Source organism: Ferrovibrio xuzhouensis, from assembly GCF_042648965.1.
Classification (GTDB): domain Bacteria; phylum Pseudomonadota; class Alphaproteobacteria; order Ferrovibrionales; family Ferrovibrionaceae; genus Ferrovibrio; species Ferrovibrio xuzhouensis.
This window is the reverse complement of sequence record NZ_JBHRYJ010000001.1, coordinates 395,465-419,806: the sequence shown is the minus strand read 5'-3', so window position 1 is coordinate 419,806 and position 24,342 is coordinate 395,465. Positions and strand designations below refer to the sequence as shown.

At 65.6% G+C, this 24,342-nt stretch carries 23 protein-coding genes; 15 read left to right on the top strand and 8 right to left on the bottom strand.

The features are described 5' to 3' along the window. Positions 1 to 2 precede the first annotated feature (2 nt). Genes ACFOOQ_RS01990 through ACFOOQ_RS01980 form a run of 3 tightly spaced genes read left to right on the top strand, consistent with a single transcriptional unit; the run spans position 3 to position 3,403 of the window. Positions 3 to 1,454, top strand: coding sequence for an NAD-dependent succinate-semialdehyde dehydrogenase (locus ACFOOQ_RS01990; protein ID WP_379721000.1), 1,452 nt, complete (start codon positions 3 to 5; stop codon positions 1,452 to 1,454). A gap of 1 nt (position 1,455) precedes the next feature. After that, positions 1,456 to 2,571: an iron-containing alcohol dehydrogenase gene (locus tag ACFOOQ_RS01985; protein ID WP_379720997.1), complete on the top strand. Its 1,116-nt coding sequence runs from the start codon at positions 1,456 to 1,458 to the stop codon at positions 2,569 to 2,571. A gap of 19 nt (positions 2,572 to 2,590) precedes the next feature. After that, positions 2,591 to 3,403, top strand: a complete 813-nt coding sequence (locus ACFOOQ_RS01980; protein WP_379720994.1) for a citryl-CoA lyase — start codon at positions 2,591 to 2,593, stop codon at positions 3,401 to 3,403. 33 nt (positions 3,404 to 3,436) lie between these two features. Here ACFOOQ_RS01980 and ACFOOQ_RS01975 read toward each other — a convergent pair whose 3' ends face one another. Further along, a complete protein-coding gene (locus ACFOOQ_RS01975; RefSeq protein ID WP_379720991.1) occupies positions 3,437 to 3,961 on the bottom strand; it encodes a MarR family winged helix-turn-helix transcriptional regulator in 525 nt (174 codons plus the stop codon). Between the two features lie 185 nt (positions 3,962 to 4,146). On the opposite strand from ACFOOQ_RS01975, the gene ACFOOQ_RS01970 reads away from it, so the two are divergent. Genes ACFOOQ_RS01970 through ACFOOQ_RS01945 form a run of 6 tightly spaced genes read left to right on the top strand, consistent with a single transcriptional unit; the run spans position 4,147 to position 10,429 of the window. Beyond that, positions 4,147 to 4,983 carry an ABC transporter ATP-binding protein gene (locus tag ACFOOQ_RS01970; protein ID WP_379720988.1) on the top strand — a complete coding sequence of 279 codons (837 nt, stop codon included), beginning with the start codon at positions 4,147 to 4,149 and terminating at the stop codon, positions 4,981 to 4,983. Beyond that, entirely contained in the window at positions 4,980 to 5,750 is a 771-nt protein-coding gene (locus ACFOOQ_RS01965; RefSeq protein WP_379720985.1) for an ABC transporter permease, read from the top strand. The genes ACFOOQ_RS01970 and ACFOOQ_RS01965 overlap by 4 nt, the downstream gene beginning before the upstream one ends. 34 nt (positions 5,751 to 5,784) lie before the next feature. Further along, entirely contained in the window at positions 5,785 to 6,804 is a 1,020-nt protein-coding gene (locus ACFOOQ_RS01960) for an ABC transporter substrate-binding protein (RefSeq protein ID WP_379720982.1), read from the top strand. Between the two features lie 46 nt (positions 6,805 to 6,850). Further along, positions 6,851 to 8,134 carry a Rieske 2Fe-2S domain-containing protein gene (locus ACFOOQ_RS01955; RefSeq protein ID WP_379720979.1) on the top strand — a complete coding sequence of 428 codons (1,284 nt, stop codon included), beginning with the start codon at positions 6,851 to 6,853 and terminating at the stop codon, positions 8,132 to 8,134. A gap of 1 nt (position 8,135) precedes the next feature. After that, positions 8,136 to 9,422 (top strand): M24 family metallopeptidase, encoded by a 1,287-nt coding sequence (locus ACFOOQ_RS01950; RefSeq protein WP_379720976.1) that lies wholly within the window; start codon positions 8,136 to 8,138, stop codon positions 9,420 to 9,422. Positions 9,423 to 9,427: 5 nt separating this feature from the next. Then, a complete protein-coding gene (locus tag ACFOOQ_RS01945; RefSeq protein ID WP_379720973.1) occupies positions 9,428 to 10,429 on the top strand; it encodes a PDR/VanB family oxidoreductase in 1,002 nt (333 codons plus the stop codon). 89 nt (positions 10,430 to 10,518) lie between these two features. On the opposite strand, the gene ACFOOQ_RS01940 is transcribed toward ACFOOQ_RS01945, so the two are convergent. The 7 genes from ACFOOQ_RS01940 to ACFOOQ_RS01910 form a co-directional block, all read right to left on the bottom strand. Next, entirely contained in the window at positions 10,519 to 11,457 is a 939-nt protein-coding gene (locus ACFOOQ_RS01940) for an HpcH/HpaI aldolase/citrate lyase family protein (protein ID WP_449265792.1), read from the bottom strand. Continuing rightward, positions 11,370 to 11,993, bottom strand: a complete 624-nt coding sequence (locus ACFOOQ_RS01935; protein WP_379720967.1) for a TetR/AcrR family transcriptional regulator — start codon at positions 11,991 to 11,993, stop codon at positions 11,370 to 11,372. Before ACFOOQ_RS01935 ends, ACFOOQ_RS01940 begins: the two co-directional genes overlap by 88 nt. A 111-nt stretch (positions 11,994 to 12,104) precedes the next feature. Next, the gene (locus tag ACFOOQ_RS01930; protein WP_379720964.1) at positions 12,105 to 12,863 is read right to left on the bottom strand and encodes an SDR family NAD(P)-dependent oxidoreductase; all 759 of its coding nucleotides are present in this window, start codon (positions 12,861 to 12,863) and stop codon (positions 12,105 to 12,107) included. Then, entirely contained in the window at positions 12,860 to 13,318 is a 459-nt protein-coding gene (locus tag ACFOOQ_RS01925) for a MaoC family dehydratase (RefSeq protein ID WP_379720961.1), read from the bottom strand. The genes ACFOOQ_RS01930 and ACFOOQ_RS01925 overlap by 4 nt, the downstream gene beginning before the upstream one ends. Continuing rightward, the gene (locus ACFOOQ_RS01920) at positions 13,318 to 15,267 is read right to left on the bottom strand and encodes an acetyl/propionyl/methylcrotonyl-CoA carboxylase subunit alpha (protein ID WP_379720958.1); all 1,950 of its coding nucleotides are present in this window, start codon (positions 15,265 to 15,267) and stop codon (positions 13,318 to 13,320) included. Before ACFOOQ_RS01920 ends, ACFOOQ_RS01925 begins: the two co-directional genes overlap by 1 nt. 3 nt (positions 15,268 to 15,270) lie before the next feature. Further along, complete coding sequence (locus ACFOOQ_RS01915) at positions 15,271 to 16,872, bottom strand: acyl-CoA carboxylase subunit beta (RefSeq protein WP_379720955.1); 1,602 nt, start codon at positions 16,870 to 16,872, stop codon at positions 15,271 to 15,273. Positions 16,873 to 16,933: 61 nt separating this feature from the next. Next, positions 16,934 to 17,374 (bottom strand): MaoC/PaaZ C-terminal domain-containing protein, encoded by a 441-nt coding sequence (locus tag ACFOOQ_RS01910; RefSeq protein ID WP_379720952.1) that lies wholly within the window; start codon positions 17,372 to 17,374, stop codon positions 16,934 to 16,936. Between the two features lie 124 nt (positions 17,375 to 17,498). Here ACFOOQ_RS01910 and ACFOOQ_RS01905 point away from each other — a divergent pair, with 124 nt between their 5' ends. From ACFOOQ_RS01905 to ACFOOQ_RS01880, 6 genes are all read left to right on the top strand, one after another. After that, positions 17,499 to 18,329, top strand: a complete 831-nt coding sequence (locus ACFOOQ_RS01905) for a PaaI family thioesterase (RefSeq protein WP_379720949.1) — start codon at positions 17,499 to 17,501, stop codon at positions 18,327 to 18,329. Positions 18,330 to 18,506: 177 nt separating this feature from the next. Next, on the top strand, positions 18,507 to 19,553 hold the full coding sequence (gene dctP / locus ACFOOQ_RS01900; protein WP_379720946.1) for a TRAP transporter substrate-binding protein DctP: 1,047 nt from the start codon (positions 18,507 to 18,509) through the stop codon (positions 19,551 to 19,553). Between the two features lie 116 nt (positions 19,554 to 19,669). After that, a complete protein-coding gene (locus ACFOOQ_RS01895) occupies positions 19,670 to 20,200 on the top strand; it encodes a TRAP transporter small permease subunit (protein ID WP_379720943.1) in 531 nt (176 codons plus the stop codon). Next, the gene (locus ACFOOQ_RS01890; RefSeq protein ID WP_379720940.1) at positions 20,104 to 21,516 is read left to right on the top strand and encodes a TRAP transporter large permease; all 1,413 of its coding nucleotides are present in this window, start codon (positions 20,104 to 20,106) and stop codon (positions 21,514 to 21,516) included. Before ACFOOQ_RS01895 ends, ACFOOQ_RS01890 begins: the two co-directional genes overlap by 97 nt. A 66-nt stretch (positions 21,517 to 21,582) precedes the next feature. After that, entirely contained in the window at positions 21,583 to 23,196 is a 1,614-nt protein-coding gene (locus ACFOOQ_RS01885) for an AMP-binding protein (protein ID WP_379720937.1), read from the top strand. Between the two features lie 23 nt (positions 23,197 to 23,219). Next, on the top strand, positions 23,220 to 24,011 hold the full coding sequence (locus ACFOOQ_RS01880) for an enoyl-CoA hydratase/isomerase family protein (RefSeq protein ID WP_379720934.1): 792 nt from the start codon (positions 23,220 to 23,222) through the stop codon (positions 24,009 to 24,011). Positions 24,012 to 24,342 lie beyond the last annotated feature (331 nt).

Here is a 24,342-nt window from a genome sequence, read left to right as displayed (position 1 = left end):
CCATGTCCGAAGTGCAGTCCCATATCGCCGGCGAATGGTGCAGCGGCAATGCCGCCGAACTGACGGTGGTCAACCCGTCGACGGAAGAGGTCGTCGGCAGAGGGCGTGGCGTCGACGCCATGCAGCTGGATCGCGCGCTGGCAGCGGCGACCGAGGGGTTTCGTACCTGGCGGGCGGTGTCGCCCTACGAGCGTGGCAAAATCATGCGTCGTGCCGTCGAGATCATCCGCTCCCGGCGCGACGAGATTGCCCGGCTGATGGCAATCGAGCAGGGCAAGCCGGTCGCCGAGGCCGCCGGCGAGGTCTCTACCAGTGCCGACAACATCGAATGGATGGCCGAAGAAGCGACCCGCGGCTACGGCCGCGTGCTGGCCGAGAAGGTGAAGGGCGTCTCTCAGTTCGTCCGCCGCGAACCGATCGGCCCGGTGGCGAGCTTCTCGCCGTGGAATTTTCCGGCGCTGACGCCCGCCCGCAAGATCGCCGGCGCGCTGGCCGCCGGCTGCTCGCTGATCCTGAAGCCGGCAGAAGAGACGCCGTTTACCGCCATCGAGCTGGTGAAGGCGTTTGTCGAGGCCGGCCTGCCGGCCAATGTGCTGAACCTGGTCTATGGCGATCCGCGCCAGATTTCGGCCCACCTGATTGCCTCGCCGGTGATCCGTAAAATCTCGTTCACCGGCTCGACGGCGGTCGGCAAGCAGCTGCTGCATCTGGCCGCCGATGGTGTGAAGCGGGCGACCATGGAACTCGGCGGCCATGCCCCGGTGGTGGTGTTCGACGATGTCGATGCCGACAAGGCAGCCCAGCAGGCGGTGGCCTCGAAGTTCCGCAATGCCGGCCAGGTCTGCACCAGTCCGACCCGGTTCTATGTGCAGGAAAAAGTGTACGACCGGTTCGTGGCAGCCTTCACGGCGGCTGCGCAGGCGATCCGCTGCGGCGACAGCCTCGATCCGGCCAGCCAGATGGGGCCGCTGGCCAACCAGCGCCGTCTGCATGCCATCGAGGCCCTGGTCGCCGACACGCGGGCCAGCGGCGCCCGCCTGCAATGCGGCGGCGGCCGCATCGGCAACAAGGGCTATTTCTTCCAGCCGACCGTGTTTTCGGATGTGCCGGATACGGCGCAAATCATGTCGGAAGAGCCGTTCGGCCCGATCGCCCCGATTACGTCGTTCCGTAGCGTCGACGAGGTGCAGCAGAAGGTGAACGCGCTGCCCTACGGCCTTGCCGCCTATGTGATGACGAAGTCGCTGGCGCGCAGCGCGGCGATGAGCGAAGCGCTGGAGGCCGGCATGGTCTGCGTCAACTATTTCTCCGTTTCCACGCCGGCCTCGCCCTTCGGCGGCGTCAAGGAAAGCGGTTACGGATCCGAAGGCGGCACCGAAGGCCTTGATGCCTATCTGGTCACCAAGTCGGTAACCCAGCGCGTCGCCGGCAGCGACCTCGATCCGGCCGCCTGACATGAGTGTCCTGCAGTTCCTCACCACAGTTCATTTCGGCGATGGCGAGCGTCGCCGGCTGCCGGAGGAACTGGCGCGCCTGGGCGTAAAGCGCCCGCTGTATGTGACCGACAAGGGCGTGGTGGCCGCCGGCGTGCTGGCCCAGGCGATCGAGGCGATGCCGGCGACCGATAACTTCACCGTTTTCGACGATACGCCGGTCAATCCGACCGAGGCGGCAGCACTGGCCGGCGCCGGACGGTTCCGTGACGGGACCTGTGACGGCATCGTCGGCATCGGCGGCGGCGCCGCACTCGACCTGGCCAAGGCCATCGCCATCCTGGCCGCCAATCCGCCGCCGCTGTGGGATTACTGCAACCGCCATGCCGCACCGAAGCCGATCCGCAACGCGCCGCCGCTGGTGCTGATGCCGACGACGGCGGGGACCGGCAGCGAAGTCGGCCGTTCGGCGGTGATCGTGTTCGACAATGGCATCAAGGCCGGCGTGCGCTGCCCGGATGTCGTCAGCCTGGCGATCTGCGATCCGGAACTGACCCTTGGCCTGCCGCCGCGGATCACGGCGACGACGGGCATGGATGCCCTGTCGCATTGCATCGAGACCTATTGTTCGCCGACCATCAATCCGCCGGCCGATGCCATCTCGCTGGACGGCATGGAGCGTATCCTGCGCCATATCGAGCGCGCGGTCGTCAACGGGCAGGACCGCGCGGCACGCTGGAACATGATGATGGGCTCGCTGGAAGGCGCGATCAGTTTCCAGAAGGGCATGGGCGCGGTGCATGCCCTGTCGCATCCGCTTGGCGCCCATGGATTCCACCACGGCACTCTCAACGCCATCCTGCTGCCCCATGTGCTGGCTTATAATCGGGATCATCTTGGCAGCAAGGCCGGCGAGATCTGCCGCCGGGCCGGCCTTGCCGCCGGCGCCGACCTTGCCGGGTTCTTCCTTGCACTGAACCGGCGGATCGGCATTCCGGCCGGCCTGCGCGAGATCGGCGTGGATGAAACGACGCTGCCGGCGATTGCCGCCGCTGCACTCGGCGACAACGCCCACAAGACCAACCCGCGGCCGCTGCAGGAGGCGGATTACCTGACGATCCTGCAGGCGTCCTACTGAGCCCGGAGGCCAGCGCACCATGGCGGACCCGACACAAGATTCCCGCGCCTGGTGGCGCACCAGCATCATCGATATCGAGCCCGGCCGCATCGACATCCGCGGCTATCCGATCCAGGACCTGATCGGCCGGCTGGATTTCGTCGAGATGATCTGGCTGATGGTGGCCGGCGAAAAGCTGGCTCCCGGCCGCCGCGATTTGCTGCAGGCGGCTTTGGTGGCGGCCGTGGATCACGGTCCGCTGGCGCCGTCGATCTCGATCGCCCGCATGGCGGCGACCTGTGGCGTGGGGCTGAACAGCGCCATGGCCTCGGCGATCAACGTGCTGGGCGACGTGCATGGCGGCGCCGGGCAGGAATGCCTGACGATCTATGCCGCAGTCGATGAACGGCAGCAGGCCGGGATGGCGATCCCCGATGCCGTCGAGCAGGTCCTGCGGCCCTATCTCGACAAGCGCCGCAATATCCCGGGCTTCGGTCACCGTTTTCACAAACGCGATCCGCGCGCGGTGAAGCTGCTGGCGCTGACCGAGGCCGCGGCGGCGCGCGACGAGGTCTCCGGACGCTTCGTCGCCATCGGGCGCGGGATCGAGGCCTGGCTCGGCGATCAGAAAAAGACGGTGCTGCCGATGAATATTGACGGTGCCACGGCGGTCATCTTTGCCGAGCTGGGCGTGCCGCCGGAACTGGGGCGCGGCCTGTTCGTGCTGTCGCGTTCGGTCGGCATCCTTGCCCATGCCTGGGAGCAGACCCAGCAGGGCGGCCGGATCAAGGGGCCGGTGCCGCCGGCCGTCGGCTATACCTACGAGGGGCCGCAGAACAAAACCGACGAGTGAAGCCCCAACCCGTATAATGGCGGTCGCCGTCGGTCAGCCCGGGGTTTTCAGCGCCATGCCGCGCAGCCGCTGTTCGATCTCGCTGAAGGCATCGAACAGAATCTGCGTCTTTTTTTCGCCGAGGCCGGCCAGCAGCTCGGCCTGCAGCCGGCTCATGTCCTCGGCCATGCGGGCATACATCTGCCGCCCGCGCTCGCTCAGGCTGATGTTCACGGCGCGGCCGTCCACCGGATGCAGCTTGCGCTCGATCAGCTCCAGCCGCTGCAGCTGCTGCACCGCGCGGGAGATCGCGGCCTTGTCGAGCGTGACCCATTTCAGGATATCCGACGCCGGCATCGGCTGGTGGGCATAGAGCACGCTCAGCACTTTCCACTGATGGGCATTGAGATTCTTCGAGGTGTAGATGCGGGCTGTCGCCTTCACCATCAGGAAATTCAGCATCGACAGCTTGTAGGACAGGTTGTTGTCCAGCCGGATCGCCGACTTGCGCGTCTGTGCGGTTCCGCCCACGGCGGCGCGGGCCGCACCCGCGCTTTTCACTGTCTTCGGCTTCTGCATCGTCCTGCCTTGCTCCGGAACCACAACCGCACATGCCGGCTTCGGCGCGCATTGCGGGAAAGACCCTGGCGCCTTTCGTAGCTCATATCGACTCAAAAGAAAATAGTTGCTAAATACAACTTGATGATAAAGTATACCAAGCGTGGAGGCCGGACCACAGACTTCCGGCGAGGCGGGCGAGCAGCATGGGTGCGTTGTACATGCCGGACGAACAGGCGGGGCAGACGGTACGCAGCAAGGTCACGATAGACCGGCTGGAAAAATCCTTCGGCGAAGGCGCCCGGCGCTTCACCGCACTTGCCGATTTCTCCCTGACCATACAGGACGGCGAATTCATCTGCGTGGTCGGACCGAGCGGCTGCGGCAAGACCACGGCGCTGCGCATCATGGCCGGCCTCGAGACGCCGACGGCCGGCCACATCCATATCGTGCCGTCCGGCGGCGGTGACCGACCGCTGAATGCCATGGTGTTCCAGGAACATGGACTGTTTCCGTGGCTGACGGTGATGGACAACGTGGCCTACGGCCTGGAAATGCGCGGCATGCGCCGCCGCGAGCGTCGGCTGGCGGTCGAACCCTTCCTGAAAATGATCGGACTGCTGAAGTTCCGCGACCATTATCCGCACCAGCTGTCCGGCGGCATGCGGCAGCGGGTCAGCCTGGCCCGTGCCTTCGTCACCGATCCGGAAATCCTGCTGATGGATGAGCCCTTCGCGGCGCTCGACGCCCAGAATCGCATCCTGATGCAGGGCGAACTGCTGCGGCTGTGGGAACAGCAGCGCAAGACCGTGGTGTTCATCACCCATTCGATCGACGAAGCCCTCGTGCTCGGCGACCGTATCGTCGTGATGGCGGCCAATCCCGGGCGGATCAAGGAAGTGGTGACGGTGCCGTTTGCCCGGCCGCGCTCGGTGCCGGAACTGCGTGCCGATCCCCGGTTCGGCGAACTGTCCCTGCGGATCTGGCGCAGCCTGGAAGAGGAAGTCCAGTCTGCCCGCCAGATCGAGGAGGGCGACGCATGAAGCTGGCAAAATCGACCCAGGAACGTCTGCTGACGATCGCCTCGCCGGTCGGCATCCTGCTGATCTGGCAGATCCTGTCCAATGCCGGGGTGATCGATGCCCGTTACGTGCCGTCACCGGTGCAGATCTTCCGCAGCGGCTGGGACCTGCTGCTGAGCGGCGAACTGCTTACCCATACGGCGGTCAGCCTGTACCGGCTGGTGATCGGCTTCGCGCTCGGGGCCATCCCCGGCATCCTGATCGGCATGCTGATGGGGTTGAACCGCTTCGTCCGGGCAATCCTCGATCCGCTGATCGCGGCGATTTGTCCGGTGCCCAAGATCGCCATCCTGCCGCTGCTGATGCTGATGTTCGGCATCGGCGACGGCTCGAAGATTGCCGTCGTCGCCGTCGCGGTCTTCTTTCTGGTCGCGATCAACACCACGGTCGGCGTGATGGGGATCGATCGCATCTACCTCGATGTCGCGAAGAACTACAACACGCCATGGCTGAAGCTGTTCCGTCGTGTGATCCTGCCCGGCGCACTGCCCACCATTTTCGCGGGTCTGCGCATCAGCCTCGGAGTCGCCTTCATCGTCCTGGTCGGTGCTGAATTCGTCGCCTCGCGGGCCGGCATCGGCTACCTGATCTGGACGTCGTGGCAGACGCTGGTCATCGAGAACATGTTCGTCGGCATCATTGTCATCACCATTCTAGGCCTTGTCGCCAGTTTCATACTCAGGGAGATCGAACGGTTCCTGATCCCCTGGCGGCGGCACGACCACTGACGGGGCCGGAGCAATCGAAAGCAAGGGGGTAGGCATGAAAATCGCAGCGTATGTCGGATTGGCGACTCTGGCGGCGGCGGCCGTGCTGGCGGGCGGACTGCCGGCTCGTGCACAGCCGGTGACGGTCGGCGAGCTCGGGATCACGGCGGATGCGCCGTTCTTCATCGGCGTGGACCGCGGCTATTTCGCCGCCGAGAAGGTCGAGGTGAAGCTGCAGCGTTTCCGCTCTGCCGCCGATGCCACGGCGCCGCTGTCGACCAACCAGATCCAGGTCGCCGGCGGCGGGCCCAGCGCCGGATTGTTCAATGCCTTCGACCGCGACTGGCCGGTGCGGATCGCCATGGCGCGCACGCGCGACATGCCCGGGTTCTCCAGCGATACCCTGCTGCTGCGCACCGACCTGCAGTCATCCGTGACGTCGCTTGCCGACCTGAAGGGCAAGACGATCGCGGTGAATGCACCCTACGGTGCCCTTCACTACATGATGGGGCGTATGATGGACTCCGTCGGCATGAGCATCGGCGACGTCAAGATCATCTACATGTCGTGGCCGGACATGGGGCAGGCGCTGGACAGCAAGGCGATCGATGCCGGGCTTGTCACCGAGCCTTTCGCGGCGCGCTACAGCCAGCGGAAAACGGCGATAGCCTTCAAGCGGGCGGCGGACGTGCTGCGCAATCCGCCGCTGGAAGTCTCCGTCATCCTCTACAGCAAGGACTGGACCGACGCCAATCCCGAGCAGGCCAAGGCATTTACCGTCGCCTACCTGCGCGGCGTGCGCGACTACTATGATGCCATGAAGGGCGGCAAGGAGAGAGCTGCCGTCATCGACATCCTGACCAAGCACACCATGCTGAAGGACAAGGCAGTCTATGACGAAATGCAGTGGAGTTACATGGACCCCAATGCCGAGCTGTCCAAGCCGAGCCTGGTCGACCAGCAGGACTGGTATGCCCGCTACGAGGCGGTGAAGAAGAAGGTCGACGTCGACAAGATGATCGATAGCCGGTTCATCGACTACGCGCTGGGCAAGCTCGGCCGGGTAAAAGACTGAATCCCATCGCCCTGATCCGCAGACCATTTTTTTGAGGAAAGACGTCATGACCCAGGCTGCAATCCAGGCCGCTCCGGCCCTGCAGAAGGATGATTATGTCGCGACCGGTGCCGGTACGCCGGCCGGCCGCTACCTGCGGCAATTCTGGCAACCGGTCTATCACTCCTGCGACCTTGTGCAGGGCCGGCCGGTGCCGCTGCGGATCATGGGCGATGATTTCACGCTGTATCGCGGCGACAGCGGCCAGGTTTTCCTGGTCGATGCCCGCTGTCCGCATCGCGGCATGCAGCTCTCCAGCGCCTGGGTCGAGGGCGATGCCCTGCGCTGCTTCTATCACGGCTGGAAATTTTCCGGCGACGGCGCCTGCCTCGAACAGCCGGCCGAGGAATCCTCGTTCTGCGGCAAGGTCCGACTGGAGTCCCGGCCGGTGCGCGAATATCTCGGCCTGGTTTTTGCCTATTTTGGCGAAGGCACCGCGCCGGACCTCCCGCGGTATCCGGAGTTCGAGCATTTTGACGGCTTGCTCGAGATCGATTCCTACATGCGGAAATGCAATTATTTCCAGAATCTGGAAAATGCCCTGGACATGAGCCATGTCGGCTTCACCCATGGCGACAACCAGGCGGCCTTCAATGGCATCGGCCTCGGGCGCAGCCTGCAGGCGGAGGAATCCGACTGGGGCATCACCTATACGTTCACCCGGTCGGACGGCCAGCTGCGCATCCAGCAGTTCGGCATGCCGAACATCTTCTACATGAATGCCCTGCCCACCGACCCGGATATCGGCTGGCAGGAATCGCTGTTCTGGTGGGTGCCGATCGATGACGAGCGCCATGTGCAGTTCAGCCTGCATAGGGTGCCGGTGACCGGCGAGGCGGCCGAGCGGGTCCATGCCCGCCGGCAGAAGCGGCGCACGGAAATCGACCTGCCGCACCAGGATGCCTGCGAACAGGTGCTGTCCGGCATGGTCGCGATCCGCGACATCGATTACAGCCGCGTCGATCTGGTCCGCCTGCAGGATGATATCGCCCAGCTCGGCCAGGGCCGCTTCGCCGACCGGCATGCCGAGCGCCTCGGGCGTGCCGATATCGGCATTGCCGTAATCCGCAAGCTGTGGCGCCGCGAAATGGGCCTGCTGCTCGATGGCAAGCCGCTCAAGGGCTGGCAGCGCGACCACCGCATCATTCCGCGCACCTGGGGCCTGGCCGGCAAGCCGGCGCCGCGGAATGGCGGCGAGGCGGCGGGCGAGGGCGCCCGCGTCGTCGACGTCCGCCCCTACGTCGAAATCGACATTCAGCGCAAGGCGCTGCACGGCCTGAAGCGGGTGTGACATGCCGGCAGGTGTGAGTTCGACCGGCAACCCCCGTATCGAGACAGTGCCGGAAGCCGGTCCGACCCTGCCGCTGCGCGAGCGTGACCGGCGCTGGGCCGGACTGCGCCGGATCATGCGGGCCCGGGGCATCGATGCCATCGTCGTCGGCAGCTTCCAGGGCCGCGAGCGTCTGGAAAGTTATCTGAGCGACGATTTCCTCGATGCCATCGTGGTCCTGCCGCTGGACAGCGACCCGGTCATGCTGGCGTTCTCGCCGTCCCGGGTTTCGCGGATATACGAGAGCGTCCGGCGCGGCTACGACAACTGGATCGACGATATCCGGATCGGCAACGGCGGCGCCAGGATCGGCGCCATCCTGGCGGAACGGAAACTCGACAGCGGGCGCATCGGCATGGTCGGCTTCGGGCCGACCGCACCGGGCGAGATGGAAGGACTGCTGCCGCTCGGTTTCCATCGCAGCCTGACCGCCGGCCTGCCGCAGGCCGCGTTCGTCGATTTCACCCAGGACCTCACCGATTTCATCCTGGTCAAGAGCGATGACGAACTGCGACTGCTGCGGTTCGCGGCACGGGTCAGCGAGGAAGCCTGCAAGGCGATGGCCGCTGCCGCAGTCCCCGGTGCCAGCGAGGCGGCGGTCTATGCTGAAACCCTGCGCGAAATCCACCGCTGGGGCTGCGATACGCGCTATCCGTTTCTCAGCCTGCAGTCGGGGCCGGACAATATCGCCTGGGGTGTGCCGCGCTGGACCCTGCGCGCCGAGGCGCCGCGCGTCCTGCAGGCGGGCGATGTGGTGCAAGCGGAAATCCACACGATCTATGGCGGCCAGGAAGCCCAGGTGCAGATGTGCGTCGCCCTCGGCCCGCTGCATGCCGACCTGCTGCGCTGCGAGGCGGTCGCCCGCGCGTCCTATGAGGCCGGTGTGCGGGCCGTGCGGCCGGGCATCACGTTCGGCGAGGTGGTTGCGGCCATGGAAGCACCGTTGCGCGACGCCGGCTGCTGGAGCAAGACGCCGCTGCTGCATACCTTCACCTTCGGTTCCACCGGTTTCACCCCGGTGAACCGGGAGCAGCTCGACAACACCCGTGAAGGCTGGATCGAGGGGCAGGTCCGGGCCGGCATCCGCCGTCCCGATCTGGTGCTGCAGCCCGGCATGGCCCTTGAACTCGAACCCAATGCCTGTCTGGGCAACCGGCGCATCAACATCGGCGGCGGCGTGGTGGTAACGGAAACCGGTTGCGAGGAGCTGAATGACATCCCGACCCGGGTCTTCCACGCGGTCTCATAATGACGATGATGATGACAGGGGCCTGTTCCGACAGCGGGGCCGGGCCGGCAGCGCGGCGCCTGCAGGTCCGCCTGCAGCGGATCGACTATGCCGCGGAGGCGATCAACATCCTCGACCTGGCCGCGACGGATGCCGGCGGTCTGCCGCCGTTCGAGGCCGGCGCGCATATCGATCTGCACCTGCCTCCGGATATGGTGCGGCAGTATTCCCTGTGCGGCGATCCGGCGGACGGCAGCCGCTACCGCATCGCGGTGCTGCGGCAGGACGACGGCCGCGGCGGCTCGCGCAGCGTTCATGCGCTGCGCTGCGGCGACATGCTGGAGATATCCGCGCCGCGCAACGGCTTCCCGCTTGACATGCGGGCCGGCCACCACCTGCTGGTGGCCGGCGGCATCGGCATCACGCCGATGATCCCCATGCTGCATGTGCTGGAGCGCCAGGGCGCGGACTACAGCCTGTACTACTGCGCCCGCGGCGCCGGGAAAATGGCCTTTCGCGACGAGATCGACCGGCTGGCCCGTCGTGGCACAGCGCATCTGTTCTTCGACGGAGCGGCCTTCCGCGTGGTCCTGGCCGACCTGCTGCAGCCGGGGGCGCAGCCGGCAGGCACGCATCTTTATCATTGCGGCCCGGCGGCGCTGATGGCGGCCGTGGCACAGCGGACAGCGGTGTGGCCGCCGGGAACGGTACATGCCGAATTCTTCGCGGCCCCGGCCGGCGACCGGCCCGCCGAGGGGGCGGCTGCGGATGGTTTCGAGGTTGTGCTGGCCCGCAGCGGCACCCGTATCGCCGTGCCGCCCGGTGTGTCGATTGCCGATGCCCTGCGTCAGGCCGGCATCGCGACCGCGACATCCTGCGAACAGGGCATCTGCGGCGAATGCGTGGTCGGCTATTCCGCCGGCGAACCGGACCACCGTGACTTCATCCTGTCCGATGGCGAGCGGAGAACCCAGGTCGCCCTGTGCTGCGCGCGGTCGCACTCGCCGTCGCTGACCATTGACCTGTAGCGCCGGACGCTACAGGTCAATGGTCAGCGAATTGTACAGGACAGCACCTGATTACACAGGATTTGCCCCAGATCGTCCCGGTTCGGGGATCAGGATCTGGCGTGACGCTCGAGTATCTTGTGCGCCCGAACGAGATGCGGGCGGTCAAGCATCACGCCATTCAGGCTGGCGACTCCCTCGCCCGTCACGTCCAGGGCCGCGATCACGGCCCTGGCCCAATCCACCTCGGCTGGTTCCGGCCGGAAGGCGGCATGGATCACCGGCACCTGGGCCGGGTGAATGGCCATCTTGCCGGTGAAGCCCAGCGCCTTGGCCGCGCGCGCCTCGCGCATCAGCCCGGCTTCGTCGCGGAAATCCGTAAAGACGGCATCCACCGCGGAGACACCCGCCTCGATCGCGGCCAGCAGGGTCTGGTCGCGAGCCATCTGGAACGGTCCGAGATACATGCCGGCCTCGTCGCGATTGCGCTCGGCTCCCATATCGGCTGACAGGTCTTCCCCGCCCCAGGTCAGGGCAGTCAGGCGCGGATGGCTCCAGTCCTCGCGCATCAGCCGGCGCAGGCCGCGCACCGTCTCGGTGCCGATGGCCATGATGCCGATGCTCTCCGTGCCGCCATGTCTGGCGATCAAGGCCGCAAGTGCCTCGATGTCGTCCGGTCCTTCGCATTTGGGCAGGACGTAGCCGTCCGGGCCGGCAGCCGCGGTGGCGGCCACATCGTCCTCGGTCAGCTTGGTGGTCAGGCCGTTGACGCGCACGAAGCGTGCCATGGGCGCGGGCTGGGTCAGGAAACGGGCTGCCCCGGTCCGGGCGGCTGCCTTGTTGGCCGGGGCCACGGCATCCTCGAGATCGAGGATCACGGCATCGGCGCCGCTCTCAGCGGCCCGCGCCAGCTTGCGGGGGCTGTCGGCAGGCACGAAAAGATAGGAGCGGTATGACAAGGCTAACGGCTCGCGATCATCTGGCTGGTCAGCAGTTTCTCGATGGTGCGGGCGTAGTCCGAGACGGAGTCCCGGTTCGGGTTGAACCACTCGACCGAGCCGTTCAGGGCGCCGATCAGCACAAAACGCAGATAGCGCACGGTTTCGTTGGTGGCGCCGGGGCCCAGGAAGTCGCGGATCAGCTGCACCCAGACCTGGTCATAACTGCGGCGCACGTCGCGCAGCTGCTCGCGGACGGCCTCAGGCACGAAGGGATAACAGCGGATATGGGAGGATACGAAGTCGCTCTTCTCCAGCAGGGTTTCCAGATGGATGCGCACGGCGATCGACAGCCGCTCGGCCGGGGACCGGTCAGCGGCATCATCCAGTCCCCTGCGGACCACGGCCTCGATGGCCTCGACGCCGATCCGCATGACCTCGGTGGCCAGTTCGTCTTTCGAGGCGAAATGGTAGTAGAGGCTGCCGGCCTTCATGTTCACCTCGGCAGCCAGATCGCGCAGCGACATTTCGGAATAACCGACCCGGCGCATCATGCGGGCGGCTGCAGTCAGGATTTCTGCCCGTGCCGTCTCCGCCTTGACGCGCTGGCGGACGCCCCGCGTGGCCGTTTCCTCGTTCATGTTCATGTCGCAGTCCGATCCTCTGTCGTGATGAGTCATGCCCTCTCTTGTCGTGTTCTTGTTTGAGCCTGTTCTACTGAGATTCACCGATATTGGCTACAAGCAACCGGAAGTCCCTCAGATGGCCGAGATGCCGCCCGTGACCGAGAGAGTCTGGCCGGTGATCCGGGCAGCCCTAGGACCGGCCAGAAAGACTGCCGCCTCTGCGATGTCATCGGCCTGGACCACGCCCAGGTGGGCCAGGGTCTTGGCTTTGGCAAACAGCCGGCCGGCGAACGAATCGCCCATCAGGCTGTCATGCAGCTCGGTGCCCTCGACGATGGAGGGCGTCAGGCAGTTCACGCGGATGCCCTGGCGCTTCACCTCACAGGCCATGGCCCGGCAGAACATGATGATGGCGGCCATGGCTGCGCCGATGGCCACCTCGCCGGGGGTGGCGAGCTTGCCGGCATCCGAGGCGATGCAGACGATGGCGCCTCGGCCCTGGGCGGTCATGACCGGCAGGACGGCCCGGGCCGGCAGGATGGTCGGCGCCAGCGAGCGGCTGACCTCGCCCATGACCTCTTCCAGAGGGATGTCTTTCAGCAGACGCGGCATGGGATTGCCGCCGCTGCAACTGAACAGGGCATCAATGCCGCCGAGATGCCCGATGGCCTCGGCGACCAGGGCGGCACAGCTGGCGGGATCGCCGGCATCGCCCTGGACGAAACATGCCTGCCTGTTGTCCAGGCGTGCCAGCGCTGCAGCGCCGCGCTGCGGATTGCGGCCGGCGATCACCACCCGGGCGCCATCGGCGAGGGCACGGCGGGCGATCGCCAGGCCGATGCCAGCCGTGCCTCCGGTCACCAGCACGCGCTGCCCGGACAGGCCGGTCACGACGCGGCCGGCCGTTTCATCATCAGGGCGGCGCGGTCGCAGATGCCGCACAGCTTGCCGTCCTGGTTGAAGCATTCGTGACGCAGCGTGACGATGCCTTCGTTGGGGCGAGATTTGCTCTCGCGCTTGCCGAGCACCGTGGTGCGCATGCGGATGGTGTCACCCTCGAACAGGGGATGGGGGAAGCGGACGTCCGTCATGCCCAGGTTGGCGACGGTGGTCCCGAATGTCGTGTCATTCACCGTCATGCCGACCATGCAGCCGAGGGTGAACAGCGAATTCACCAGCGGCCGGCCCCATACCGACTTGGCGGCGGCATGGACGTCGATGTGGACCGGCTGCGTGTTCATGGTCAGCAGCGAGAACCACCGGTTGTCGGTCTCGCTGATGGTGCGGGTCCATTCATGGTCGAAGACCATGCCGTCCTCGAATTCCTCGAACCAAAGTCCGGCCATCAGACACCCTCCTCCATTTCGATCAACACCGTCTTCGCGCCATGGATATCACCGGCCGCGCAGGCGACGCGGCCGACCCTGCCGTCGAAAGGCGCGAGCAATGTGTGAACCAGTTTCATGGCTTCCATTTCCAGCAGCGGATTGCCGGCCTTCACGTCATCGCCCGCCGCCACGTAGACCTTGGTGACCAGACCGGCCAGCGGCGCCAGGATCTGGCCGGCGGCCTGGCCTTCGGCACGGGCATTGACGCGCGCTTCCGACAGCGGCCGCGCCGACAGGGTCAGGGCAAGACCGCCGGCAACGGCATGGATGCGTTCGCCATCGCGCCAGACCGCCGGGGAGGGGCCATCAAGGGTGACCATGTCGTCACCGGTCCGCACCGCGCGCTGCGGGCCGAACAGCAGGGTCAGGTCGGCGTGGCCGTATTCGTCTTCCACGAACAGCGGTACGGTTCCGGCGCGTTGCGGCTGGGTGACGCGGAAGCCATCGGTACGACGTAGCGGACCGCCCGCGGCATCATCGATCAGCGTCGTCGCCGCCTGGGCACGCAGGGTCAGCAATTGCCGCGCGTCGGGCTGCCAGCCATCGGGGAATGTCTCCTCCAGGAAAGCGGTGGTGGCCCGTCCTTCGGCGAAGGCGTCGGCCCGCAGGCAGTCGACGAGGAAGGCCTGGTTCACCGCGACGCCGGGCATCGCCAGCTGCTCCAGGCCGGCAATCAGCCGCCGTCGCGCGGCATCGCGGTCGGCGCCATGGGCGATCAGCTTGGCGAGCATCGAATCATAACTGGTGCCGACCTCGGAGCCGGCCGCCACACCGCTGTCGAAGCGCAGGCCTGGCGGCGGCACGACATCATGGAACCGGCCGATGGCGGGCAGGAAGCCTTCATCGGGCCGTTCGGCATTGATCCGGACTTCGATGGCGTGGCCGCGTGGCACGATCTGCGCCTGGGTGAGCGGCAGGGGCAGACCGGCGGCCTGGCGCAACTGGAATTCCACCAGGTCGACGCCGCAGATGCTCTCCGTGACCGGATGCTCTACCTGCAGGCGGGTGTTCATCTCCAGGAAGTAGGGCTCGCTGCCGCCGGCCGCCATGATGAATTCGACGGTGCCGGCGCCGGCATAGTTGATGGCGCGGGTGAGCTTGAGTGCGCTCGCGAACAGTTTTTCGCGCACCGCGTCGGGCAGGTTGGGGGCGGGGGCCTCCTCGATGACCTTCTGGTGGTTGCGCTGTACCGAGCAGTCGCGTTCATGGAAATGCAGGGCATTGCCCTTGCCGTCGCCGAACACCTGAACTTCCAGATGGCGGGGGGCCTGGATCAGCTTTTCCAGAAACACCGTGTCGTCGCCGAAGGCAGAACCGGCCTCGATACGGGCGCTGGCCAGCGCGCCGGCCAAGGCTTCGGCGCGGTCCACCCGGCGCATGCCGCGACCGCCGCCGCCGGCGCTGGCCTTGACCATCACCGGATAGCCGATGCGTTCGGCCGCCGCGGCCAGGTCTTCGGTCGAAGCACCGGCACCGTCGAAGCCCGGCACCACGGGGACGCCGGCCGCCTCGGCAATGCGGCGGGCCTCGATCTTGGAGCCCATCGACTGCACCGCCCCGGCGGAGGGGCCGACGAAGATCAGGCCGGCTTCGGTGCAGGCGCGGACAAAAGCGGCATTCTCGGACAGGAAACCGTAGCCGGGGTGGATGGCATCGGCGCCGGAGGCCCGGGCAGCACCAATGATGGCGGTTATACTGAGATAACTCTCGGACGCCGCTGCCGGTCCGAGGCGATGGGCCTCGTCGGCCAGGCGCACGTGCAGCGCGCCGGCATCGGCATCGGAGTAGACAGCCACCGTGCGCAGGCCGAGGCGCCGGCAGGTAGCGATGATGCGGCAGGCGATCTCGCCGCGGTTGGCGATCAGGACACTGCGGATGGGGAAGGGTGCGGTCAGGAACTCGGTCATGCCTCACATCCTGTAGACGGGTCGGGCCGGCCGCTGGACCGGACGCATGCTGCCGAGCGCGAGGCAGATCCCCAGGACCCGGCGGGTATCGCGCGGATCGATGATGCCGTCGTCGAACAGGCGGGCGGTGCAGAAATAGGGGTCGGATTTTTCGTCGAACATGCGGCGCAGCTCGGCCTCATGGCGGGCCAGCTCCTCGTCATTGGCGGCGCCTTTGTTGATCGAGCCCCGGCGCAGGTCCATCAGCACCGCGCTGCCGATGTCGGGGTTCATGCCGCCGAGCCGGGCGTTGGGCCACATGAACAGGAAGCGCGGACGGAAGCCGCGACCGGACATGCCGTAGTTGCCGGCGCCATAGGAGCTGCCGGTGATCACCGTGTAACGTGGCACGCGGGCATTGGTCATGGCGTAGACGAGTTTGGCTGAATGCTTCGAGATGCCGCCGATCTCGGCCTCGCTGCCGACCATGAAGCCGGTGGTATTCTGGAGGAACAGCAGCGGCGTGCCGCGCTGGTCGCACAGTTCGATGAAATGGGTGCCCTTCAGGCAGGCTTCGGCGAACAGCACACCGTTGTTGGCGATGATGCCGACGGGAAAGCCCTCGATATGGGCGAAGCCGCAGACCAGGGTTTCGCCCCAGTCTGGCTTGAATTCGTGGAAGGCGCTGCCGTCCACGAGGCGAGCGATGATCTCGCGCGGGTCGAAGGGGCGGCTGAGGTCGGTGCCGACGATGCCTGGAATCTCGGCGACATCGAACAGCGGCGGCCGCGGGGCCGTGATCTTGTGCTCGAAGGGCTGGGTGTAATCGAGGGCGCCGACCATGTCGCGCAGGCGGCCGAGGGCGGAACGCTCATCGGGGGCGATATGGTCGCTGACGCCGGACTTGAAGGTATGCAGCGCGGCACCACCCAGATCCATGCGGTCGACCACTTCGGAGATCGCGGCCCGGACGATCTGCGGTCCGCCCAGGTGGATCGAGGCATTGCCGTCGACCATCACGAACTCGTCGCACAGGGCCGGTATATAGGCGCCGCCGGCGGTGCATTCGCCAAACACCACGGCCAGCTGCGGCAGCCCATCGGCCGACATCCGGCACTGGCGATAGAAAGTGCCGCCGAAATGGTTCTCGTCGTAGAAGACTTCTTCCATCTGGTTGAGGTTGGCGCCACCGCAATCGACCAGGTAAAGCACCGGCAGCCGGTTCTCGGCGGCGATATCCTGGGCCCGGATATGTTTCTTGACGGTCTCGCGGTAGAAGCTGCCACCTTTCACGGTGGCGTCATTGGCGATGATCATGCAGGCCGTGCCGCGCACCGTGCCGATGCCGGTGACGATGCCGGCGCCTGGCAACTGCCCGTCATACAGGCCCCAGGCGGCAAGTGGCGTAAGCTCGAGGAAGGCCGTGCCGGGATCGATCAGCAGGTCGATGCGCTCGCGGGCCAGCAGCTTGTTGCGGGCGTGATGGCGCTCGACCATGCGCTCGCCACCGCCGGCCAGCGCCCAGTCCAGCCGATCGTGCAACTGGTCGATCAATTGTACGTAGGCTTGCTGTCGCGCGATAAAGCCGGAATCGCGCGGGTCGATGGAACTATGCAGAACGGTCATTGCCTTCCCTGTACCCCTGATATTGGAGGTGCGGCCCGAATGTTTTCTTTTTCCGCGCCGTTCAGCCGGCGGCGGCCTTCATCAGCAGCGTGGCGGTCCCCTCCTGCACCGTCTCGTCCTTCTGGTTCACCACGGCGAAGCGCAGGGTGACGATGCCGTCGCCGGCCCTGGTCCGGCGCAGCGCATCGGTGGTGACGCGGGCATGGATGGTGTCGCCGAGCCGGATCGGCCCGCGGAAATCCCAATTGAGGTTGAGCAGCCCGAGGGCAGTGCCATTGATGAGATTGAGCTGGGACATCAGGCCGATCGCCATCGACATGCCCAGCGGACCATGGGCGATGCGGGTGCCGAAACGGGTGCCGCGGCAGTGCTCCTCGTCGGAATGCAGCGGATTGAAGTCCCCCGAGACGCCGCAGAACATCACCACATCCGCCTCGGTCACCGTGCGCCGCTGGGTCGTCCAGCTCTGGCCCTGATGGAATTCCTCGTAGGTGAGGCCCATGGCTCGATATTCTCCTTCTCGACAAAATAACAAAACGAGTGTTAGTTAGATTATCGCATGCGCCCGAGGTCTGCAACGGCTACTTCCGCCCTGCAGCCGGCGGATCGGCAGGGAGGAGATTCGGATGCAGCAGATTCCGATCGAGCAGGGGCTGGCGCGGGTCCTGGGCGGACGAATCGCCCATGATGACGAAATCGGCGTGCGCTACGGCCTTGCGGAGGACGGACGGGTAACTCTGGAACTGCCCTATGCCCCGTTCCTGGCCGGGGCCGGCGAGCGTCATATCGGGATCGGCCCGCTGGCCACCGTGCTGGACAGCGCCTGCGGGATCGGCGCCATGATGGCCCTGGGATTCCGCGAAGGCACCGCCACTGTCGACCTGCGGATCGACTATCTGCGGCAGCCGTCCCCGGAGGCGTCCTGCCTGGTGCTGACCGCGCCGGTGGATGTGGGCGGACAGCCCGAGGCCGGCATGGTGATGATGCGGGCCGAAGCACTGGAAAATGGCGAAAAATCCACTCTTGCCCATGCCACTGGCCGGTTTATCCGCCGCCGCCTGCCGCCTGCCGAGGCGGCGAGCGTCCGGCCCGCACCGCCGCCGGCAACCGCACCCGACTATGAGGCATTGATGGGATTCGTGCCGGATGATGCCGGATTGCGGATGCCGTTCCGCCCCGGCCTTGTCGGCAACGGGTCGTTGCCGTCGCTGCATGGCGGGGCGGTCGCGGCCCACCTACAGCAGGCCGCCTGCGCAGCCCTGGCCGCCGAAAGCAGGCGGCCGGCGCGACTGATCACGGCCCATTTCAGTTTCCTGCGCTTCGCCGGCGCCGCCGACACAGTGGCGCGCGCGGTGATCGAACGGCGCGGCGCATCGGTGGCGTCGGTGGAGGTGACGTCGTGCCAGCAAGCCGGGCGTACCACGGCCCGGGGGATGTTCACCTTCGTGTGGATCTAGGGCACAGGCGGTGATTGTGCTTGCAAGGCGGCTGAATACAATTATACTAACTGACGACTGTTAGAAAATAAGCCAAAGGCATAGTGCCGAGGCCTCTAGGGGAGGAATCCAATGTCGAGCCATCATCAGGCACGGAGAATTGGGCTGCGTGTCGCCGCATCACTCGCAGTCGCAGGCATGCTGCTCGGAGCCGCCGGAGCGGCCCGGGCCGCGGAGACTCTGAGCTACGCCACCTACTTCGGTGCCAACGACCCGCTGGTGCAGGTCGACACCTGGTTCATGAAGGAGGTCGAGCAGAAGACCAACGGTGCCGTGAAGTTCGACACCTTCCTGGGTGGTGCCATGCTGGGTGGTCCGGACATCTATCCCGGCCTGTCGCGCGGTGCGGTCGATATGGGCATGAGCGTGCCGGCGGCCTTCCAGTCATCGGACTACGTGCTGAGCAATGTAACGCTGCCTTACATCACCGACGATTCCGTCGCCGTCACCTATGCCTTCAACCAGCTTGCCCGCAAAGCGCCGGCACTGGCCGGCGAATACACCAAGCAGAACGTCAAGCTGCTCTACGCGCTGGGCTTCTCCGAGAACACCATCTGGTCATCCAAGCCTATCAAGACGGTCGAAGATCTCAAGGGCATGCGCATCCGCTCGGTCATGAGCATCGCCGATGCCCTCAAGATCCTCGGCGCGGTGCCGGTATCGATGGGCTTCGGCGACGCCGTGGGGGCACTCCAGCGCCAGGTCATCGATGGTTTCTCGTCGGCGCCCTTCCTCACCAGCATCTCGGTCGGCCTGCACGAGTTCGCTCCTTATGTGTCGGACGGCGGTGGCATGGGCGTCTATGCCGTATCCAGCACGTCGATCAATCTCGACACCTGGAAGCGGCTGTCGCCTGCCGTGCAGAAGACGATCGATGAAGTGGCCGCAAAGGTTCCCGACCATTACGCCTCGATCATGGACGGGATGGTCGACAAGGCCGTCGATTCCCTCATTGCGGCCAACAAGACCAAGGTCGTGCTGATGAGCGATGCCGAGAAGAAGCGGGTGCGCGACGCCGTGGCCAAGCCGTTGTGGGACAAGTGGATCGCTGCCGCGAGCCAGCGCGGTGTGGATGGCGCGGCCTTCCTCGATCAGTACCGCGAACTGGTCGCGCAGAACGTCGGCAACCATAACTACCTGCCCGGCCTGCTGCGTTACACAGCCAAGACGAGCAAGGCGAAATAATCCGTTGGTGCCGGCCCGGATTCCTCCTCCCGGGCCGGTATCCGTCTTCGACATAAAATGATCGGCCAGATCGCCGACAAGATGGCTGGCAGCTCCGAGCGGATGGAATTCCGATAATGCAGCGCGTAATCCGAGCGATTGAAAAGCTGAGTGGGTTTCTCGGGGTCCTGTCGGGCCTTGCCACCCTGATCATCACCATCACGGTCATCCTGGACGTCGCCCTGCGGGCAGCTTTCAACGCTCCGATCCTGGGGGCAACGGAATTCAGCACCCTGCTGCTTCTGGTCCTGGTCTATCTCGGTCTTGCCTCGGTTCAGGCCGGCAAGGCCAATTTCTCCGTCGAGATTATGGTGGCGATCCTGCCGCCTGCCGTCCGCCGCATCCAGGAATTGCTGGTGACGCTACTCTCCGCGGTCGTGATCGGGCTGCTGGCCTGGTACACGGGGCGGGAAGCCTGGTCGTCGACCCTGCGTGGCGAGATGAGCTTCGGCGCGATTACCTTTCCGGTCTGGCCGGCCCGCATCATCATTTCGTTCGGGCTGGTGATGCTGTGGCTGCAACTGCTCTGCGACGTATCCCGGCTGATGTTCGGCGGTTCAGTCATCCCGGCGAGCGGAAACGCGCAAGGCAGGGGGGCAAACCAGTGACACCGATCGAGCTGGGCGCGATTATCATTGGCGCGCTTCTCGCGCTGCTCATCATCGGAATGCCTATTGCTTTTGCCTTGATGGCGAGCGGCATGCTGGGCATTCTCATCACCAGGGGGCCGGCCGGCTTCGATTACGTGCTGGCCACTTTCCCGTATTCCTATGTGGCGAATTTCGGCTTCGTCGTCGTGCCCCTGTTCATGTTCATGAGCCAGATGGCTTTCGTGACGGGAATGTCCCGTCGGGCATTCGAATCCGCCAACATCATGACCAGCGGCCTGCGCGGCGGCCTTGCCACGGCCACGGTCTTTGCCTGTGCCGTGTTCTCCACGGTCAGCGGCTCGAGCATCGCCACCGCTTCGTCGATTGCCAATGTCGCCATCCCCGAAATGCGCGCCGCCGGCTACAGCAACCGCCTCGCGGCAGCCTGCGTGGCGGCCGGTGGCACGCTCGGCGTATTGATCCCGCCGAGCAGCATCCTCGTCATCTATGGCCTGGCGACGGGCACCTCGGTGGTGCAGCTGTTCGTGGGCGCGCTAATCCCGGGTATCCTCACCGCGGTCGCCTACATCGTCGGGATTACCATCGTGGGCTATCTCAGCCCGCGCACCGTGGGCTACCGCGGTGCGGGCATCGCCGCCGGCCGAGCCGGGCCGGTCCGGGTGACGATGGCCGACCGGTTCAAGAGCCTGCTGATGACCTGGGAAGCGGCCCTGCTGTTCGTGCTGGTCATCGGCTCTATCTACCTCGGCCTGGCGACACCCAACGAGGCTGCGGCCCTCGGCGCTTTCGTCGTGATGATCATGGTCCTGCTGAAACCGCAGCGCTTCACCATCATCTGGAACGGCCTGCAGCAAAGCGGGTCCGTGACCTGTGCGGTTTTCGGCCTGATCATCGGCGCCGGACTGTTCAGCATGGCGCTCACCACCAGCCGTCTGCCGGTCGAGGTCGCCCAGTGGGCCGGCAGCTTCGATCTGCCGCAGCATATGCTGCTGCTGCTGATCCTGGTGCCGTTCCTCTTCCTCGGTGCTTTCATCGACGGCTTCTCGATGGTGCTGCTGACCATGCCCATCGTCTTTCCCATCATCCAGCATGCCGGCGTCAATCCGGTGGTGTTCGGCATTCTGGTGGTCAAGGCGGTGGAGATCGGCCTGATCACGCCGCCCGTGGGCCTCAATGTTTTCGTGGTCAAGGGCGCCGTGCCCGACCTGCCGCTCAAGGATGTGTTCATCGGCTGCATCCCGTTCGTGCTGATGGAGATCGGCCTGACCGTGCTGCTGGTGATGGTTCCCGAGATCGTTCTCTGGCCGCTGTAGCGGCCCCGGATAAAGCAGACCATCGGAAGAAGGCAAGACTGGCAGATGGCAAGAGAAGACAGGAGCATGCCGTACGGCGTCGTTCACAGCACAATCGGCGAGGTGCTGGGCAGACATGCTGTCGGCCGCGGGGATAAGACCTTTCTTTCCTTCGAAGGCCGGGATTTCACCTATGCTTTCGCCGATCGCCATTCCAACCGCGTCGCCAACGGTCTGCGCGACAAGGTGAAGGTGGAGAAGGGCGACCATGTCGGCCTGCTGCTCGGCAACTGCCCGGAATTCCTGTGGTCGGTCTTCGGCCTCGGCAAGCTGGGCGCGGTGGCGGTCCCCTTCAACACTGCTGCCAAGGGCGAACTGCTGGGCTATCTGCTCGGCCATTCCAGGGTCAGCGTCCTGATCGTCGAGGAAGATCTGCTGCCGCGTGCCGAGGATTACCTGCGCAAGAGCGATGCGATCCACACGGTGATCGTGGTGCCGGGCCCCACGGGGGATGGCGCCGGCGGTTCCGGCGGTCTGACAACGATGCCCTTTGCGGCGCTCGAGGATGCGCCCGATACGCCCCCCGGCGTGGCGGTCTCGTACCGGGACCCGATGTTCCTGATGTACACGTCGGGTACCACCGGCCCGTCCAAGGGCGTGGTGGCGCCGCACTCCCAGGGGCTGAGCGTGGGCGACCAGGTGGCCACGGGATACGGCTATACGGCGGACGACATCCTCTATACCTGCCTGCCGCTGTTCCACGGCAATGCCCTCTGGTACTCGATGATGCCGGCGCTGCTCTGCGGCGCCACGCTTGTCGTATCGCGACGCTTCTCCGGGTCGCGCTTCTGGCAGGAGGTCGTGGATTGCGGGGCCACCCAGACCAACGCCCTTGGCGCGATGGCGAACATCGTGCTGAAGGAACTGGGCCGCCTCGACCGCAGCCGCCTCAGGCTGCGTCAGTGCATGGTGGTGCCGGCGCTGGACGAGGATGCGGGCCGGCCGTTCCGCGAAATGGGCATCAGGCTGACCAGCCTGTTCGCCCAGACCGAGACTTTTGCCGCCACCCTGTACGGCCCCGACGAGCCGCCGGAAAAGGCCGGCTCGGCCGGCCGCGTCCATCCCTATACCGAGGTGGCGATTCTGGATGACGAGGACCGGTTGCTGTCGCCGGGCGAAGTCGGCGAGATCGCCGTGCGACCCGCGGTGCCGGGCATCATGATGCAGGGGTATTTCGAAATGCCGAAGGAAACCCTGGGGACCATGTCGTCGCTGTGGTTCCACACTGGCGATCGCGGCTATCTCGATGCCGACGGCTATCTCTATTTCGTCGACCGCAAGAAGGATGCGATCCGGCGGCGCGGCGAGAATATTTCGGCCTACGAGCTGGAAATGATCATCTCCCGCCACCCGGCATTGCGCGAGGCGGCGGCCGTTGCGGTATCCTCGGAACTGGGCGAAGACGACGTGCTGGTCTGCCTGGTCGCCAATCCGGACGTGCGGATCGATTTCGCCGAGATCATTGCCTTCTGCGACGCGAACATGCCGTATTTCATGGTGCCCCGGTACCTGCATATTCTCGAGGAACTGCCGAAGACCGCCTCGGAAAAGATCGAGAAGTACAAGCTGCGGCAATGGGCGGTCGAGAACATGGACAGGCTCTGGGACCGTGAGAAGGCCGGCATCAAGGTGACGCGCTAGATCGCGTCAGAGGAAGGTATGCGATGAAGAACGAAGCGCTGGAACTGACCTGGCCGGCCGAGAATGTGGCCCAGATCACGCTCACCCGGGCCGCCGAGATGAACACCCTGACCCACGCCCTGCTGGACGGCATGGAGGGCGCCCTTGCCAGCCTCAAGGGTTCGGGCGTGCGGGCGCTCGTCATCACCGGCAGCGGCCGGGCCTTCTGCTGCGGTGCGCATCTGGACTATTTCACCGATGACCGGCTGGGCCCCGACGCCGGCTTCACCCTGCGCGATACCTATCTCGACCGCATCGCCCGGGTTTTCGACAGCCTGGAAGAGCAGCCCTATCCGGTGATCGCCGCGATCAACGGCTTCGCGCTCGGCGGCGGCGGCGAACTCGCCCTGTCCTGCGACTTTCGCCTGATGGCCACCACGGCCCGCATCGGCCTGCCCGAAGTCAAGCTCGGCGCCATCGCCGGGGCCGGCGGCGTGCAGAAACTGATCCGCCATGTCGGCCGCAGCAAGGCATTGGAATGGATCCTGCTGGCCACCCATGTCACTGCCGAAGAGGCCGAGCGCCGCGGTCTGGTCTATGCCATCGCCGAACCCGAGGCATTGCTGCCCCAGGCCCTGGCGCTGGCCGAACGGCTGAAGGCGCTGAGCCCGCGGGCGGTCGCCCAGAGCAAGGCATCCATCTATCTGTCGGAGGATGCTGACCTGCGCAGCGCCCGCCGCTTCGGGCTGGAGGCCCTGAGCCTGCTGATCGGCAGCGCCGACTGGACCGAAGGCATCGCCGCCTTCCACGCCAAGCGGCCGCCCAAATTCGGCTGAAGCGGCGATACTGGCCGGTATGGCTTGAAGCCTGGAGCGGGTGAGGGGAATCGATCCTGTCGTACGCTTGGGAACTTTATAAAAGCCCGCGCCCGCTTCTCGAACAGATGAGCGATAAGGGCTGCAGCAATAGTAAACCGCTTCATGGCCCCCCTTGTAAGGGAATTTGTCTTCACTCTGAGATCCGGCGGTTACCGATCATTTGTCCTGACTTCTGATAAGACAGTCCATTAGGTGGCGCTCGATATTTGCTTGTCCCGACGTCGCGTCCTTTTCTGCGCGGAGGGTGCTCCTCTATTGCCAGGTACCCGCATAACTACAACATATCGAA

What these genes read in the sequence shown, in the direction of transcription:
- ACFOOQ_RS01990 (WP_379721000.1), top strand. Translation starts at nt 3, where the DNA reads ATGTCCGAAGTGCAGTCCCATATCGCCGGCGAATGGTGCAGCGGCAAT.
- ACFOOQ_RS01985 (WP_379720997.1), top strand. Translation starts at nt 1,456, where the DNA reads ATGAGTGTCCTGCAGTTCCTCACCACAGTTCATTTCGGCGATGGCGAG.
- ACFOOQ_RS01980 (WP_379720994.1), top strand. Translation starts at nt 2,591, where the DNA reads ATGGCGGACCCGACACAAGATTCCCGCGCCTGGTGGCGCACCAGCATC.
- ACFOOQ_RS01975 (WP_379720991.1), bottom strand. Translation starts at nt 3,961, where the DNA reads ATGCAGAAGCCGAAGACAGTGAAAAGCGCGGGTGCGGCCCGCGCCGCC.
- ACFOOQ_RS01970 (WP_379720988.1), top strand. Translation starts at nt 4,147, where the DNA reads ATGGGTGCGTTGTACATGCCGGACGAACAGGCGGGGCAGACGGTACGC.
- ACFOOQ_RS01965 (WP_379720985.1), top strand. Translation starts at nt 4,980, where the DNA reads ATGAAGCTGGCAAAATCGACCCAGGAACGTCTGCTGACGATCGCCTCG.
- ACFOOQ_RS01960 (WP_379720982.1), top strand. Translation starts at nt 5,785, where the DNA reads ATGAAAATCGCAGCGTATGTCGGATTGGCGACTCTGGCGGCGGCGGCC.
- ACFOOQ_RS01955 (WP_379720979.1), top strand. Translation starts at nt 6,851, where the DNA reads ATGACCCAGGCTGCAATCCAGGCCGCTCCGGCCCTGCAGAAGGATGAT.
- ACFOOQ_RS01950 (WP_379720976.1), top strand. Translation starts at nt 8,136, where the DNA reads ATGCCGGCAGGTGTGAGTTCGACCGGCAACCCCCGTATCGAGACAGTG.
- ACFOOQ_RS01945 (WP_379720973.1), top strand. Translation starts at nt 9,428, where the DNA reads ATGATGATGACAGGGGCCTGTTCCGACAGCGGGGCCGGGCCGGCAGCG.
- ACFOOQ_RS01935 (WP_379720967.1), bottom strand. Translation starts at nt 11,993, where the DNA reads ATGAACATGAACGAGGAAACGGCCACGCGGGGCGTCCGCCAGCGCGTC.
- ACFOOQ_RS01925 (WP_379720961.1), bottom strand. Translation starts at nt 13,318, where the DNA reads ATGGCCGGACTTTGGTTCGAGGAATTCGAGGACGGCATGGTCTTCGAC.
- ACFOOQ_RS01920 (WP_379720958.1), bottom strand. Translation starts at nt 15,267, where the DNA reads ATGACCGAGTTCCTGACCGCACCCTTCCCCATCCGCAGTGTCCTGATC.
- ACFOOQ_RS01915 (WP_379720955.1), bottom strand. Translation starts at nt 16,872, where the DNA reads ATGACCGTTCTGCATAGTTCCATCGACCCGCGCGATTCCGGCTTTATC.
- ACFOOQ_RS01910 (WP_379720952.1), bottom strand. Translation starts at nt 17,374, where the DNA reads ATGGGCCTCACCTACGAGGAATTCCATCAGGGCCAGAGCTGGACGACC.
- ACFOOQ_RS01905 (WP_379720949.1), top strand. Translation starts at nt 17,499, where the DNA reads ATGCAGCAGATTCCGATCGAGCAGGGGCTGGCGCGGGTCCTGGGCGGA.
- dctP (WP_379720946.1), top strand. Translation starts at nt 18,507, where the DNA reads ATGCTGCTCGGAGCCGCCGGAGCGGCCCGGGCCGCGGAGACTCTGAGC.
- ACFOOQ_RS01895 (WP_379720943.1), top strand. Translation starts at nt 19,670, where the DNA reads ATGCAGCGCGTAATCCGAGCGATTGAAAAGCTGAGTGGGTTTCTCGGG.
- ACFOOQ_RS01885 (WP_379720937.1), top strand. Translation starts at nt 21,583, where the DNA reads ATGCCGTACGGCGTCGTTCACAGCACAATCGGCGAGGTGCTGGGCAGA.
- ACFOOQ_RS01880 (WP_379720934.1), top strand. Translation starts at nt 23,220, where the DNA reads ATGAAGAACGAAGCGCTGGAACTGACCTGGCCGGCCGAGAATGTGGCC.